At 69.0% G+C, this 13,030-nt stretch carries 11 protein-coding genes; 8 read left to right on the top strand and 3 right to left on the bottom strand.

Annotated features, from left to right (window positions below):
• The first annotated feature begins 24 nt into the window (after nt 1-24).
• The 8 genes from ACFVJS_RS20145 to ACFVJS_RS20110 all read left to right on the top strand — a co-directional run bounded on the left by ACFVJS_RS20145 (nt 25) and on the right by ACFVJS_RS20110 (nt 7,702).
• On the top strand, nt 25-627 hold the full coding sequence (locus ACFVJS_RS20145) for a DNA-3-methyladenine glycosylase I (protein ID WP_378883972.1): 603 nt from the start codon (nt 25-27) through the stop codon (nt 625-627).
• A 94-nt stretch (nt 628-721) separates the two neighbouring features.
• Nucleotides 722-1,780, top strand: coding sequence for an iron-siderophore ABC transporter substrate-binding protein (locus tag ACFVJS_RS20140; protein WP_378883969.1), 1,059 nt, complete (start codon nt 722-724; stop codon nt 1,778-1,780).
• Between the two features lie 8 nt (nt 1,781-1,788).
• Nucleotides 1,789-2,826, top strand: coding sequence for a FecCD family ABC transporter permease (locus tag ACFVJS_RS20135; protein WP_378883966.1), 1,038 nt, complete (start codon nt 1,789-1,791; stop codon nt 2,824-2,826).
• A complete protein-coding gene (locus tag ACFVJS_RS20130) occupies nt 2,823-3,860 on the top strand; it encodes a FecCD family ABC transporter permease (protein WP_378883963.1) in 1,038 nt (345 codons plus the stop codon). The genes ACFVJS_RS20135 and ACFVJS_RS20130 overlap by 4 nt, the downstream gene beginning before the upstream one ends.
• A gap of 16 nt (nt 3,861-3,876) precedes the next feature.
• Nucleotides 3,877-4,692: an ABC transporter ATP-binding protein gene (locus ACFVJS_RS20125; RefSeq protein WP_378883961.1), complete on the top strand. Its 816-nt coding sequence runs from the start codon at nt 3,877-3,879 to the stop codon at nt 4,690-4,692.
• 1 nt (nt 4,693) lies between these two features.
• A complete protein-coding gene (locus ACFVJS_RS20120) occupies nt 4,694-5,611 on the top strand; it encodes a siderophore-interacting protein (protein WP_378883958.1) in 918 nt (305 codons plus the stop codon).
• Nucleotides 5,612-5,694: 83 nt separating this feature from the next.
• Nucleotides 5,695-7,425: a sodium:solute symporter family protein gene (locus ACFVJS_RS20115; RefSeq protein ID WP_378883975.1), complete on the top strand. Its 1,731-nt coding sequence runs from the start codon at nt 5,695-5,697 to the stop codon at nt 7,423-7,425.
• Between the two features lie 10 nt (nt 7,426-7,435).
• The gene (locus ACFVJS_RS20110) at nt 7,436-7,702 is read left to right on the top strand and encodes a hypothetical protein (protein ID WP_378883956.1); all 267 of its coding nucleotides are present in this window, start codon (nt 7,436-7,438) and stop codon (nt 7,700-7,702) included.
• 9 nt (nt 7,703-7,711) lie between these two features.
• On the opposite strand, the gene ACFVJS_RS20105 is transcribed toward ACFVJS_RS20110, so the two are convergent.
• From ACFVJS_RS20105 to ACFVJS_RS20095, 3 genes are all read right to left on the bottom strand, one after another.
• Complete coding sequence (locus ACFVJS_RS20105) at nt 7,712-8,473, bottom strand: DUF4097 domain-containing protein (protein WP_378883953.1); 762 nt, start codon at nt 8,471-8,473, stop codon at nt 7,712-7,714.
• A gap of 73 nt (nt 8,474-8,546) precedes the next feature.
• A complete protein-coding gene (locus tag ACFVJS_RS20100; RefSeq protein WP_378883950.1) occupies nt 8,547-9,137 on the bottom strand; it encodes a toxin-antitoxin system HicB family antitoxin in 591 nt (196 codons plus the stop codon).
• Nucleotides 9,138-9,364: 227 nt separating this feature from the next.
• On the bottom strand, nt 9,365-12,802 hold the full coding sequence (locus ACFVJS_RS20095) for a (Fe-S)-binding protein (protein ID WP_378883947.1): 3,438 nt from the start codon (nt 12,800-12,802) through the stop codon (nt 9,365-9,367).
• Nucleotides 12,803-13,030 lie beyond the last annotated feature (228 nt).

Here is a 13,030-nt window from a genome sequence, read left to right as displayed (position 1 = left end):
GTGGTCGCCGCTAGGGTCGGGTGGATGAGTGAGACACCGTTCCTGGCCCCGGACGGCCAGACACGTTGCGCGTGGGCCGGAGGGGCGCCCGAGTTCCTGGACTACCACGACACGGAGTGGGGATTTCCGGCTGGTGGTGACGTGCGGCTCTTCGAGAAGATCTGCCTGGAGGGGTTCCAGAGCGGGCTGTCGTGGCGCACGATCCTCAACAAGGGACCAGCGTTCCGCGAGCTCTTCGAGGGGTTCGACTTCCATAAGGTCGCCGAGTTCGACGAAGGTGACGTCGAGCGCCTCCTGCAGGACGCCAGGATCATCCGTCATCGCGGCAAGATCGAGGCGGCGATCAACAACGCCCGCCGTGCGGTCGAGCTCGTCGAGGAGCGCGGGTCGCTGGCTGCGTACGTCTGGGACTTCGAGCCCGAGCCGCTGAAGGTGCCGGAGGTGGTGGCCACCTCGCCCGCCTCGGTGAGCCTGTCCAAGGACCTCAAGAAGCGCGGCTGGAAGTTCGTCGGGCCGACGACGATGTACGCGTTCATGCAGTCGATGGGGATCATCAACGACCACTCGCTCGACTGTGTGATCCGGGAGCGGGTCGAGGCCGAACGGGCGGCGTTCGTCAGGCCCTGACCTGTCCACAGTGCGGGGGCCGATCCCTCCCGGGAGCCAAGATGTGTTTAGGCTGTCCTAACTAAGCATTGCCTAACCCGAGGTGGTTTCCCCCGTGATCCGTCGATCTGTACTCATCGCAGCGAGCCTCGTGCTCGCTGCCACCGGCCTGGCTGCGTGCAGCACAGGCGCGACCGACTCCGCGGACAACTCCGCGGACTCCGCTTCGAAGGCAGACAAGGGCGCCTTCCCCGTGACCGTCGAGCACGCCTACGGCAGCACCGAGATCACCGAGGAGCCGACCAACGTCGCCACCATCGGCTGGTCGGACCACGACGTGGCGCTGTCGCTGGGCGTCGTCCCGGTCGCTGCCCAGGCGATCACCTGGGGCGGCAACGAGCAGCAGTCGACCGACTGGTTCGACGCGGAGCTGAAGGAGGTCGGCGGCAAGCAGCCGGTGCGCTACAACGCCGACACCAGCATCCCCTTCACCGAGATCAGCAAGGCGGCGCCCGACCTGATCCTGGCCACCAACTCGGGCATCACCGAGGCCGACTACAAGAAGCTCAGCGAGATCGCCCCGACCGTCGCCTTCCCCGGTGACCCGTGGCTGACCTCCTGGCAGGACTCGCTCGAGATGATCGGCAAGGCCACCGGCCGCGTCACCCTGTCCGAGGAGGTCGAGAAGGAGACCGAGGACAAGATCGCGCAGGCCCAGAAGGACCACCCGCAGATCGTCGGCGCCAGCTACCTGGTCACCGGTGTCCAGGACAACTCCAAGCTCGGCACCATCGGCCTCTACGGCGCCGGCGACGCCCGCCCGCAGATGCTCACCCAGCTCGGCATGGAGCTGGCCCCGGTCGCCGACAAGCTCGTGCCGAAGGGGCAGTTCTACACCGACGTCTCCGCGGAGAAGGCTCCCGAGCTGGAGTCGGAGGTGCTGATCAACCTCGGCTACACCGAGGGCAGCTTCGAGGCCCTGCAGAAGGACAAGCTGCTCAGCCAGATCCCGGCGATCAAGAACGGCCACTACCTGGACATCACTGACCAGCCGCTGTCCCTGACCTTCTCCGCCGCGAGCACCCTGTCGATCCCCTACTTCGTCGACGAGCTCGTTCCCTCGATCGCCGAGGCGGTCGACGGCGGGAAGGTCAACGTCACCGCGGCTGAGTGAAGTCCGCGTTGACCACCCCCACCCCCACGCCTCTCGCCCCGGCCGACCCGGCAGCAGCTGCAGCCGCGGTCGTCCGGGGTCGGAGGCTGCCCGGGGTCGGGCTGATCCTGGGGGTGCTGCTGCTCGCGGCGGTCGCCTCGGTCCTGCTCGGCGCCCAGTGGGCTCCGCCCACCGCTCTCTTCGACGACGGCAGCTTCGGACAGGCGATCCTGGAGAACCGGATCGCCCGCACCGCGATCGCCTTCGCCGTCGGCGGCGCGCTCGCGCTCGGCGGCGCCTGCTTGCAGGGACTCACCCGCAACCCGCTGGCCGACCCGGGGCTGCTCGGTCTCAACGCCGGTGCGGCCTTCGCGGTCGTCGTAGCACTCGTGTACGTCGGTGCCACCGGCCTCGACTCGCTGCTGTGGGCCGCCTTCATCGGCGCCGCCCTGGCCGCGGTCGTCGTGCACGGCATCGCCGCGATCGGCCGTGACGGCGCCACCCCCGCCAAGCTGGTGCTGGCCGGAGCGGCCCTGACCGCGGCCCTGACCAGCTGGACCAGTGGCATCCTGCTGATGGACCACAAGGGCCTGGAGGTCTTCCGCCAGTGGCAGGTCGGCACCATCGGCAGCGACTGGGGCGACCTCGCGATCTGTGCGCCCTTCCTCGCTGTGGGTGCTGTGATGGCGCTGCTGGGTGCTCGGGTCCTGGACGCGCTCGCGCTGGGTGACGACCTGGCCAAGGGGCTCGGTCGACGCACCGGCCTGGACCGGGTGTTCGTCGGCATCGCGGTGGTGCTGCTCAGCGGCACCGCCACCGCCCTGGTCGGCCCGGTCGCCTTCGTCGGCCTGGTCGTCCCGCACGCCGTACGTGCCCTGGTCGGTCCCAGCTACACCCTGGTGCTGCCGCTCTCGATCGCCGCCGGCGCCGCGCTCACCGCCATCGCCGACGCGCTCGGCCGGGTGGTGCTCCCGCCCACCGAGGTTCAGGTCGGCATCATGACGGCCGTCGTCGGCGTACCTGCCTTCGTGTGGTTCCTGCGACGTGGACGGATGGCCGGACTGTGAGCACAACTCACTCCGGACCCGCCCGGCCGGTCGATGTCGTACGCAAGGCCAGGCGGGCCCCGCGACGGCACCACGCCTTCGTGGTCGCCGGTCTGGCGCTGGTCCTCTTCGGGGCCTTCGTCGCCCGGGTGCTGCTCGGCAACTTCATCATCACCGTGCCCGACTTCTTCCGGATCCTCGGCGGGGCCGAGATCCCCGGTGCCACCTTCCTGCTGATGTCGGAGAAGCTGCCCCGGGCGATCCTCGGTGTGCTCGTCGGGGTCGCCTTCGGCAGTGCCGGCGCGGTCTTCCAGAGCACCCTGCGCAACCCGCTGGCCAGCCCCGACATCGTCGGAGTCTCGCTCGGGGCGAGCGCGTCGGCGGTCTTCGCGATCGTGGTGCTCGACCTGCAGGGGCTGGCTCTGAGCATCGCCGCGATCGTGGGCGCGATCGCGATCGCGGTGGCGGTCCGGCTCGTCGCAGGCTCCGACGGCAGCTACCGGCTCGTCCTCGTCGGCGTCACCGCCGCGGCCGCGATGACCGCGGTCGTCCACTATCTCTTCACCCGCGCCAACGAGTTCGACGCCCTGCTCGTGCTGCGCTGGCTGACCGGCGCGCTCAACGGTGTCACCTGGCCGACCATCTGGACGCTGCTGGGCTTCCTGCTGGTGCTCGTCCCGGCGCTGGCCTGGACCGCCCGCTCCGCCCAGATCCTCCAGCTCGGCCCGGACGTGGCCACCGGGCTGGGCGTCAGCCGGCGGCGTACGGATCTGCTGCTCCTGCTCGCCGTGCTGCTGACCGCTCTCGGCGTCGCCGCCGCCGGGCCGGTCGCCTTCGTCGCGTTCGTGGCCGGGCCGATCTCGCGGGCGCTCAACGGCGGGCGTACGACCCTGGTCGGCGCTGCGCTCGTCGGCGCCATCGTGATGGTGGCCGGCGACTACATCGCCGACTACGCGGTCCCCGGCGTCTCCTTCCCGGTCGGCGTCGTCACCGGTGCGTTCGGGGCGCCGTTCCTGTTGTGGTTGCTCGCCGCCGGGCGGGCTGGAAGGCGATGACATGAAAGAGGCCCAGATGAGACTCGCTGCGGAGAGGGTGAGCCTCGGCTACGGCGCGGACCCGGTCGTCGACCAGGTCTCGCTCGAGATCCCCGACGGGCTCACCACGGTGATCGTCGGCGCCAACGGCTGCGGGAAGTCCACCCTGCTGCGTGGGATGGCGCGGCTGTTGAAGCCGATCTCGGGGCAGGTCGTGCTCGACGGCAAGGCGGTCCACAAGCAGCCCACCCGCGCGGTGGCCAAGACGCTCGGTCTGATGCCGCAGTCGCCGGTCGCTCCCGAGGGCATCACCGTGGTCGACCTGGTCGGCCGCGGACGCCAACCCCACCGCAACGCGCTGCAGCGCTGGTCGGCCGAGGACGACGAGGCCGTCGCCGAGGCGCTCGAGCTGACGGACACGCTCGACCTCGCCGACCGGGTCGTCGACGAGCTCTCCGGCGGTCAACGGCAGCGGGTCTGGGTGGCGATGGCGCTCGCCCAGCAGACCGACCTGCTGCTCCTCGACGAGCCGACCACCTTCCTCGACGTCGCCCACCAGGTCGACCTGCTCGATCTCCTTCACGGCCTCCGTGAGACCCGGGGGACCACCGTCGTGATGGTGCTCCACGACCTCAACCTGGCGGCTCGTTACGCCGACCACCTGATCGCGATGAGCGGCGGCAAGGTCGCCGCCACCGGCACGCCCGCCGAGGTGGTGACCGCCGACCGCGTCGAGCAGGTCTTCGGGCTGGAGTGCCAGGTCATCCACGACCCCGTCTCGGGCACACCGCTGGTCGTCCCCATCGGACGCCACCACCGACCCGCAGCTCACCCCCACGCACAAGGAGCCTGACATGCCCATCCTCGCCCGCGTCTCGGTTCGCTCCGTCGAGCGCCTCTCCCCGTCCTTCGCCCGGATCGAGCTGGTCGGCGACGACCTGGCCGACCTCGGCAACGACGGCCCCACCCTCGACCAGCGCATCAAGCTCTTCTTCCCTGCCGCGCCGGGTGCCGGGCTGCCCGAGCTCTCGGCCGAGGACTGGTACGCCGAGTGGCTCGCCCTCCCCGACGACGAGCGCCCGCGGATGCGCACCTACACGATCCGCTCGATCGAGGGGGAGGGCATCGAGAAGCGTCTGTACGTCGACTTCGTGCTGCACCCCGGAGCGCACGGTCCCGGGTCCGACTGGGCCGGCGCGGCCAAGCCCGGTGACGAGATCCTGGTCGCCGGGCCCAAGCTCGGTGAGCCCTACGGCGGGATCGAGTGGCTCCCCGGGGACGCGACCCGGCTGCTCCTGGTCGGCGACGAGACCGCCGTCCCGGCGGTGGTCTCGATCATCGAGTCCCTGCCGGCGGATGCCACCGGTTCGGTGTTCCTGGAGGTGCCGGTCGCCGGTGACGTACAGGACGTGTCAGCGCCTGAGGGACTGAAGGTCACCTGGCTGCCGCGGGAGGGCGCGCCCGTGGGGGGACCGGCGCTGGCCGCCGTGGGCGGTCTGCTCGGCTTCGAGGCGAAGCCCGAGGACGTCACCTCGGTCGAGGTCGAGGACCCGGACCTGTGGGAGACCCCGATCTACTCGTCCTCCGGTGAGGAGGTCGCCGGACCCGACAAGGGCTCTGAGAACGGTGAGGACGGGCGCTACGCCTGGATCGCCGGGGAGTCCCGAATGGTCACCGCACTGCGCCGTCACCTGGTCAACGAGCTCGAGATGCCGCGCAAGCAGGTCGCCTTCATGGGCTACTGGCGAGAAGGCGTGTCGATGAAGGGGTGACCCAGCGCGGTTCTGAGGCGTACGCGTGGTTAAGTTTGGTGCGCCCAATCAAATAGAAGGGTCTCGGAATGCAAGCAAGCATCCTGGCCGCGGACACCCTGATCCAGGCCAACGCGGTCGACTATCTCCTGATCGCCATCTACTTCGCGTTCGTCCTCGGCATCGGCTTCCTCGCCAGCCGCGGCATGTCGAACTCGGTGGACTTCTTCCTCTCGGGCCGGTCCCTGCCCGCGTGGGTCACCGGACTCGCGTTCATCTCGGCAAACCTCGGTGCGGTCGAGATCATGGGTATGTCGGCAACGGGAGCACAGCTCGGGCTTCCCACCGTCCATTACTTCTGGATCGGTGCGATTCCCGCGATGCTGTTCCTGGGCGTCGTGATGATGCCCTTCTACTACGGCTCGAAGGTGCGCTCGGTCCCCGAGTTCATGAAGCGCCGTTTCGGCACCGGAGCTCACCTGGTCAACGCGCTCTCGTTCGCGATCGCTCAGCTGCTCATCGCCGGTATCAACCTCTACCTGCTCGGCTCGATCGTGCACGCGCTGCTCGGCTGGCCGCTGTGGGTGGCGCTGATCGTGGCCGCGGTGATCGTGCTTTCCTACATCACCCTCGGTGGTCTGAAGGCCGCGATCTACAACGAGGTGCTGCAGTTCTTCGTCATCGTCGCCGCCCTGCTGCCGCTGACCCTGCTCGGTCTCCACCGAGTCGGCGGCTGGGACGGTCTGACCTCGAAGATCGAGAAGGCCGCGGCTGCCAACCCCGACACCATCGCGCCCGCCGCCGAGCAGCTCAACTCCTGGCCCGGCGCCGCGCTGACCGGCTTCAACTCCGACTTCCTCTCGGTCGTCGGCATCGTGTTCGGTCTGGGCTTCGTGCTCTCCTTCGGCTACTGGACGACCAACTTCGTCGAGGTCCAGCGTGCGATGGCCGCCGACTCGATCTCGGCCGCGCGGAAGACGCCGATCATCGGTGCCTTCCCGAAGATGTTCATCCCCTTCATCACCATCTTCCCCGGCATGATCGCGGCCGTCCTCGTCACCGAGATCGCGCGTACGAAGGCGGGGGAGGCGGTGCCCGGTGGCGCTTCGGGCGAGGGCGTGACCTACAACGACTCGCTGCTCTACCTGATGGCGGAGGTGCTGCCCAACGGTCTGCTCGGCCTGGCGATCACCGGTCTGCTGGCCGCGTTCATGGCCGGTATGGCGGCCAACGTCTCCGCGTTCAACACGGTGGTGTCCTTCGACATCATCCAGGAGTACATCATCAAGGACCGCCCCGACGACTTCTACGTGAAGCTCGGTCGCTGGGCGACCGTCGCGGCGACCGCCACCGCGATCTTCACCGCGGTCCTGGCGTCCAACTTCTCCAACATCATGGACTACCTGCAGACCCTGTTCGGGTTCTTCAACGCGCCGCTCTTCGCGACGTTCATCCTGGGTATGTTCTGGAAGCGGATGACCGCGACCGCCGGTTGGGCCGGTCTGGTCTCCGGCACCCTGGCCGCGGTGCTCGTCGGCATCCTCGCCGAGGGCACGCTCGGCGGGCTCTCCGTCGGTGTCCTGCCGCTCTCGGGCCAGGGCGCCTCGTTCGTGGCTGCCGGCGCCGCCTTCGTCGTCGACATCCTCGTCAGCGTGATCGTCTCGCTGGTGACCGCGCCGAAGCCGGAAGGCTCCCTGAAGGGTCTGGTCTACTCCGAGACCCCGAAGGAGGACCTGGTCGACGCCGAGGACGCCGGTCGCCCGTGGTGGGAGCGCCCGGTGCCCCTGGCCGGTGTCGCTTTGGTCCTGGTCATCATCCTGAACGTGATCTTCTAAAGGAGCTGAGATGTCCACCGAAACCAACAAGGGCTTCGTCGCCACGCTGCTGTCGCTCTTCGACATCCGCAACGTGATCGGTGCCCTGCTCGCGGTCTACGGCATCATCCTGCTGTTGATGGGCCTCTTCGCCGATCCCGAGGTCGACAAGACGGGCGGGCCGAACGCCAACCTCTGGGCCGGCGTCATCCTGCTCGTCATCGGCGCCGCCTTCATTGCCTGGGGCGTTCTCCGGCCGGTCGTGCCGGACGCCCCGGGCTCCCACGAGGACGAGTGACCCCAGGGCTCAGATCCCGATCAACGTGATGTCACCACTGACGGTGGTGGTCCGGAGCTCGACGTAGGGCTCACCCGCGGCCGGTGCGCCAGCGCTCTCGACAGTGCTGGAGCACCGGCCGGTCACTGTGTTGATGTCGGTCCACACCGGGGTGCCGTTCGGGATCCCGATGCGTACGTCGGAGGAGGCGCCCTTCACCGATATCCGCCCCGCGCTGACCGAGTGGATCGCGATGTCGCCGGTGCCGGTCGAGTGGCTCACGTCGCCCTCGACCTCGTCGATCTCCACGGAGCCGGCGCCGGTCTTGGTGTTCAGGTCGTGGACCGTACCGATCCGGATGTCACCGGATCCGGCCTTGATCGAGGCCCGCCCGTCGAGAGTGTCCGCCTCGACGTCTCCCGAGCCGGTCTCGACCTGGAACTCCTCGGAGACCCGGTCGACGCGTACGTCGCCCGAGCCGGTCTGCAGCCATGCTGCCCGGAGGACGCCCTGGGTGGCGATGTCGGCGCTTCCGGTGCGGGCGCGCAGCTGGCTGTGGACCGGGACGGTCACGCTGATGTCATAGCGGCGGGAGCGGCTGAACGGACCCTTGTGCGGGTCGGTGATGTTGATCGCGTCGCCGCTCTGCTCGACGACGAGACTCTCGGCGTCCTCGCCGTCGATCTCGACGATCGTCTCGTCGGTGTCGGTCGCCTGGACCTCGAGGTTGCCCTTGTCGAACTCCACGAACAGCTTGGCCGGGGCGGTGGACATGAAGGTGTACGTGCTCATCGTGCTGCTCCTCAGGGTGTGCTGATCTACCGGACCGGCCGGGCGGCCGTCCGTTGTTGCGTCGTGAGTCAGGTCAGAGCCAGCCGGTCATCCGGCGGTCGGACCTGCCGCGGTTGTTCCCGCGGAACGGATCGAGGCTGCTCATCGCCTCGTTGACGATGTGGGGGATCGCGGACAGATCGACGTCGACGTTGACCGCGTTCTCCCGGGTCGCCGCGCGCACCGCGCCGACGAGCCAGGTGTTGAGGGACTGGCCCGCGTCGGCCGCCGCCTCCTCGGCCTTCGCCTTGAGCGACTCCGGGATGCGGAGGGTCACCCGGGCCAGAGCGTCCTCGCCCTCGGGCTCCGGCGGCGCCGGGGGAGCCGGGGGAGTGGGCGGTGCCGGAGGCGTGGGAGGGGTCGGGGGAACCGGCGCGGCGAGCTCCGGGAGCGTGACCCCGAACTCGAGGTCGCGGCCCCGCAGACGTACGTCCACGTTGCCCGCCGGCAGCTCCGCCGTGATCTCCGCGGCCGCCTGGCTCATCGCCTCCATCACCGCCAGCCGAGCGGCCGGGTCGAGTGCGTAGGTGAGCCGCTCTGCGGTCTCCCGCGCCTCCGGCCCCGATGCCTCGGCTGCCGCCAGCAGGTCTCGTCGCAGGCTGTCGATGTACGGCGTGATGTCCATATGCACCACTATGACATCATGATGACGTCATTACAACTGTCATTTGACATCATGTGATGTCAGGGGGGTGTCGCGAGGGCGGCAGGCTCGGGTAGTCCAGGGAGTTTCCGTCCGTTACTCGTCGGTAGACCGACGGAAACTCCCTGGACTACCTCGGCCGAAAATGACGATGACACCTTGCGTAGTGCTCACAAGGTGTCATCGTTTGGTGCAGCGAACTGCGCGGGTCAGAGGTCGAAGAGCGACCCTGCCTCGTGGATGTCGACGTCGGTACGCGGCGTGTGAGCGTCTCCGCTCACGGTCGGTGCCGGCTTCGGCTCCGGCGCAGCGGCCTTGGGCTCGGGCGTGGGCTCCGGGGTGGGCTCCGGCGTGGGCTCGGCCGGCGCCTCCGGCTCGACTGCGGCGTCCTCGACGGGCTCCTCGACGACCACGGGCTCGGCCGGCTCGGCGGGAGCGGCCTCCGCGAGGGCGGGAGTTGCGGGAGCGGCCGCAGCGACCGCACCCTCCGGCGCCTCGATGTCGAAGAGTGAGCCGAGGTTGTCGAAGTCGACGTCGGTCTTCGGTTCCGAGGTCACCCCCGACCCAGCGACAGGAGCAGCAGGCGCTGCCGACGCCTCCGTTGCTGCCTCGGCCGGAGCGGCAGCCTCCGCCGGAGCGGTAGCCTCGGGAGCCTTCACCGGCGCCGGCGAAGGTGCCGGCTCAGGCGCGCTGGTCGGGATGTCGAAGAGCGAACCACCAGCACTCAGGTCGACGCTCGGCTCCTCGGCCGGCGGCGCCGCAGCCGGGGCAGGTGCCTCGGGCTCGGCAGCAGCGGGGGCAGCCTTCGCCTCGGGGGCCGGGGCGGCCTCCTCGGCGGGTGTGGCCGGGATGTCGAAGAGCGAACCGCCACCACCGAGGTCGACAGCGGGCTCCTCGGAGGCCGGTGCCGGAGCGGAGGGTGCGGCCTTCGCCTCGGGTGCGGCGGCAGGTTCCGCCTCCTGCGTGGGCACGTCGAAGAGCGAGCCCCCGGACCCGAGGTCGGCAGCTGGCTCCTCGGCCGGCTTGTCGGCCGGTACGTCGAACAGCGAGCCACCGGCGGCCGGGGTCTCCTCGGCAGGCGCTTCCGCAGGCGTGTCGAAGAGCGACCCGCCGTCATCGAACAGGGAACCGCCGGAGGCCGGCTTCTCCGGCTCCGCGGCCGGAGCCGGGGCGTCGAAGAGCGAGCCGCCGCCTGACGTACCGCCGGTGGCCGGCTCGGCCGGGGCGGGGGTGTCGAACAGCGAGGACGCGTCGGCCGGGGCCTTCGGGGTCTCGGCGGTCTCTGCCGGGGAGTCGAAGAGCGACGAGCCCGCAGCGGCAGCGGCGCCGGCAGCAGGAGCGGCCTCCTCGACGGCCGGAGCGGCCTTGGCGGCGGCGCCGACCTTGGCGCCCTCGCCCGGGGCCAGCTTGGTGGCCTGCTCGCCCTTCACGGACGCGAGCAGCATCTGCGCGACGTCGAGAACCTCGACCTCCTCGCGCGCCGAGCCGTTGGCCTGGGCCTTGGTGAGACCGTCGGAGAGCATGACGCGGCAGAACGGGCAGCCGACGGCGATCTGGTCGGCGCCGGTGGCGACGGCCTCGTCGGTGCGGTTCTCGTTGATCCGCGACCCGATCTTCTCCTCCATCCACATCCGGGCGCCGCCGGCACCACAGCAGAAGGAGCGCTCGGAGTTGCGCGGCATCTCCTTGTATTCGGCGCCCGGCATGATCTGCAGCAGCTCGCGCGGCGGCTCGTAGACGCCGTTGTGGCGGCCGATGTAGCACGGGTCGTGGTAGGTGATGGAGCGCTTGTGGGCGCCGGCGCCGTCCGCGACCGGAGTCAGCTTGCCCTCGCGTACGAGACGGTTGAGCAGCTGGGTGTGGTGGACGACCTCGAGCTCGATGCCGAACTCCTTGTACTCGTTCTTCAGCGTGTTGAAGCAGTGAGCACAGGTGGTGACGGCCTTCTTGACCTTGAACTCCTTGAACGTCTCGACGTTCTGCTGAGCCAGGCCCTGGAAGACGAACTCGTTGCCGGCGCGGCGGGCGGAGTCACCGGTGCAGGTCTCGCCGTTGCCGAGCACACCGAAGCTGACGCCGGCCATGTCGAGCAGCTCGGCCACGGCGCGGGTGGTCTTCTTGGCGCGGTCCTCGTAGGCACCGGCACAGCCGACCCAGAACAGCCAGTCGACCTCCTCCAGCGACTCGATGTCCTTGCCGACCTCCTTGACCTCGAAGGGCAGGTCCTTGGCCCAGTCCATGCGCGCGTTGGCGTTCATGTTCCAGGGGTTGCCCTTGCCCTCGAGACCCTTGAAGAGACCGTTGAGCTCGGAGGGGAAGTTGGACTCGACGAGCACCTGGTAGCGCCGCATGTCCATGATGTGGTCGACGTGCTCGATGTCGACGGGGCACTGCTGGACGCAGGCACCGCACGAGGTGCAGGACCACAGGACGTCCTCGTCGATGACGAAGCCGCCGTCCTCGGGGTTGTAGAACCAGTCAAGCACCTCGGAGTTGCCCTCGGAGCCCTCCGGGGCGTCCGCGGCCTTGCCGATCAGCGGCTTCTCCTTGAGGTCGGAGTCGCCGGCGGCGGCGTACGCGTGCTCGCGCAGGCCCATCATCAGCAGCTTCGGCGAGAGCGGCTTCTCGGTGTTCCAGGCGGGGCACTGCGACTGGCAGCGACCGCACTCGGTGCAGGTGGTGAAGTCGAGGATGCCCTTCCAGGAGAAGTCCTGGATCGAGCCGACACCGAGGATGGCGTCCTCGGGGATGCGGTCCTCCTCGACGTCCTCGAGCGTGACGGGCTTGCCGTCGATGAGCATCGGCTTGATCGCACCGAGCGCGGTGCCGAGCGGGCGGGCGCCGTCGACGGAGGACGTACGCGAACCCGGCTCGCGCTTGAACCAGATGTTGAACCAAGCGGTGAAGCGGTGCCAGGCGACACCCATCGTCAGGTGGGTGGAGACGACGGTCAGCCAGATCAGCGCCGTGATGATCTTGAAGGCCGCGATCACGTAGATGATGTTCTCGAGCGTGTGGATCGCGTCAGGACCGGTGGGGTAGAGCGCGCCGAAGAACTGCGAGAGCGGGAAGTGGAACGCGGTGGCGTGCTCGGCGACCTCGCCGCCGTGAGCTTTGGCGAGGTTGTACTCGGCGCCGCGGATGAAGAGGATCGCCGCGCTCTCCAGGAGCACCATCGCCTCGACGAAGAACGCCTGCCACTGGGTGGAACCGAAGAACCGGGTGCTGCGGCCCATCTTGGCGGGCTGATGGGTCAGCCGGTAGACGATCAAAGGAATGATGCCCAGAGCGCCGAGCAGGCCGAGGACCTCGGCGATCCATTCGTAGGCGAACAGCTTGCCGATCACCGGCAGCGTCCACTCCGGGTCGAAGAGCTGGAAGTACGCCGCCCCGACCGCCGTGGAGAGCACGATGAACGCGGCGAAGGCGAACCAGTGCAGGATCCCGACCCAGGTCCACTGCAACATGCGGGTGTGGAGAACGGTCTCTTTCAACATCGTCAGGGTGCGGGCCAGCGGCTGGTCGACGCGGCTGATCGGCGTACCGATCTTGATGACCGCGAGCATCGACCGGACCGCCTTGATCACCAGGTAGGCGGTGGCCACCGTTGCCGCGAGACACACGACGATGGCGATGATCTGCAACATGCCTAGGCGCTCCTCATCAGGGGGCAGGACTGCCGGAATACAACCGAGCCTAGTGCTTGCGCCCGGGTTCGGTTGGGTATGGGTAGGTTGATACTACCCGTGGGTAACTTCAGAACGAAGAAACGGCCCGCGACCTGGTCAGGACGCGGGCCGTTGTGGGCGGGCGACTGGGACAAGTACCTGGAAGCCGGCAAGGAGTTCCAGAAGAAGGCTCCCAAGGGCGCCAAG

Origin of the sequence: Nocardioides sp. NPDC057772 (assembly GCF_042798075.1) — a bacterium.
In the GTDB taxonomy this organism is placed as follows: domain Bacteria; phylum Actinomycetota; class Actinomycetes; order Propionibacteriales; family Nocardioidaceae; genus Nocardioides.
Note: the sequence above shows the minus strand (reverse complement) of the source record. Positions and strands in the feature narration are given on the sequence as shown.

What these genes read in the sequence shown, in the direction of transcription:
- ACFVJS_RS20145 (WP_378883972.1), top strand. Translation starts at nt 25, where the DNA reads ATGAGTGAGACACCGTTCCTGGCCCCGGACGGCCAGACACGTTGCGCG.
- ACFVJS_RS20125 (WP_378883961.1), top strand. Translation starts at nt 3,877, where the DNA reads ATGAGACTCGCTGCGGAGAGGGTGAGCCTCGGCTACGGCGCGGACCCG.
- ACFVJS_RS20120 (WP_378883958.1), top strand. Translation starts at nt 4,694, where the DNA reads ATGCCCATCCTCGCCCGCGTCTCGGTTCGCTCCGTCGAGCGCCTCTCC.
- ACFVJS_RS20110 (WP_378883956.1), top strand. Translation starts at nt 7,436, where the DNA reads ATGTCCACCGAAACCAACAAGGGCTTCGTCGCCACGCTGCTGTCGCTC.
- ACFVJS_RS20105 (WP_378883953.1), bottom strand. Translation starts at nt 8,473, where the DNA reads ATGAGCACGTACACCTTCATGTCCACCGCCCCGGCCAAGCTGTTCGTG.
- ACFVJS_RS20100 (WP_378883950.1), bottom strand. Translation starts at nt 9,137, where the DNA reads ATGGACATCACGCCGTACATCGACAGCCTGCGACGAGACCTGCTGGCG.
- ACFVJS_RS20095 (WP_378883947.1), bottom strand. Translation starts at nt 12,802, where the DNA reads ATGTTGCAGATCATCGCCATCGTCGTGTGTCTCGCGGCAACGGTGGCC.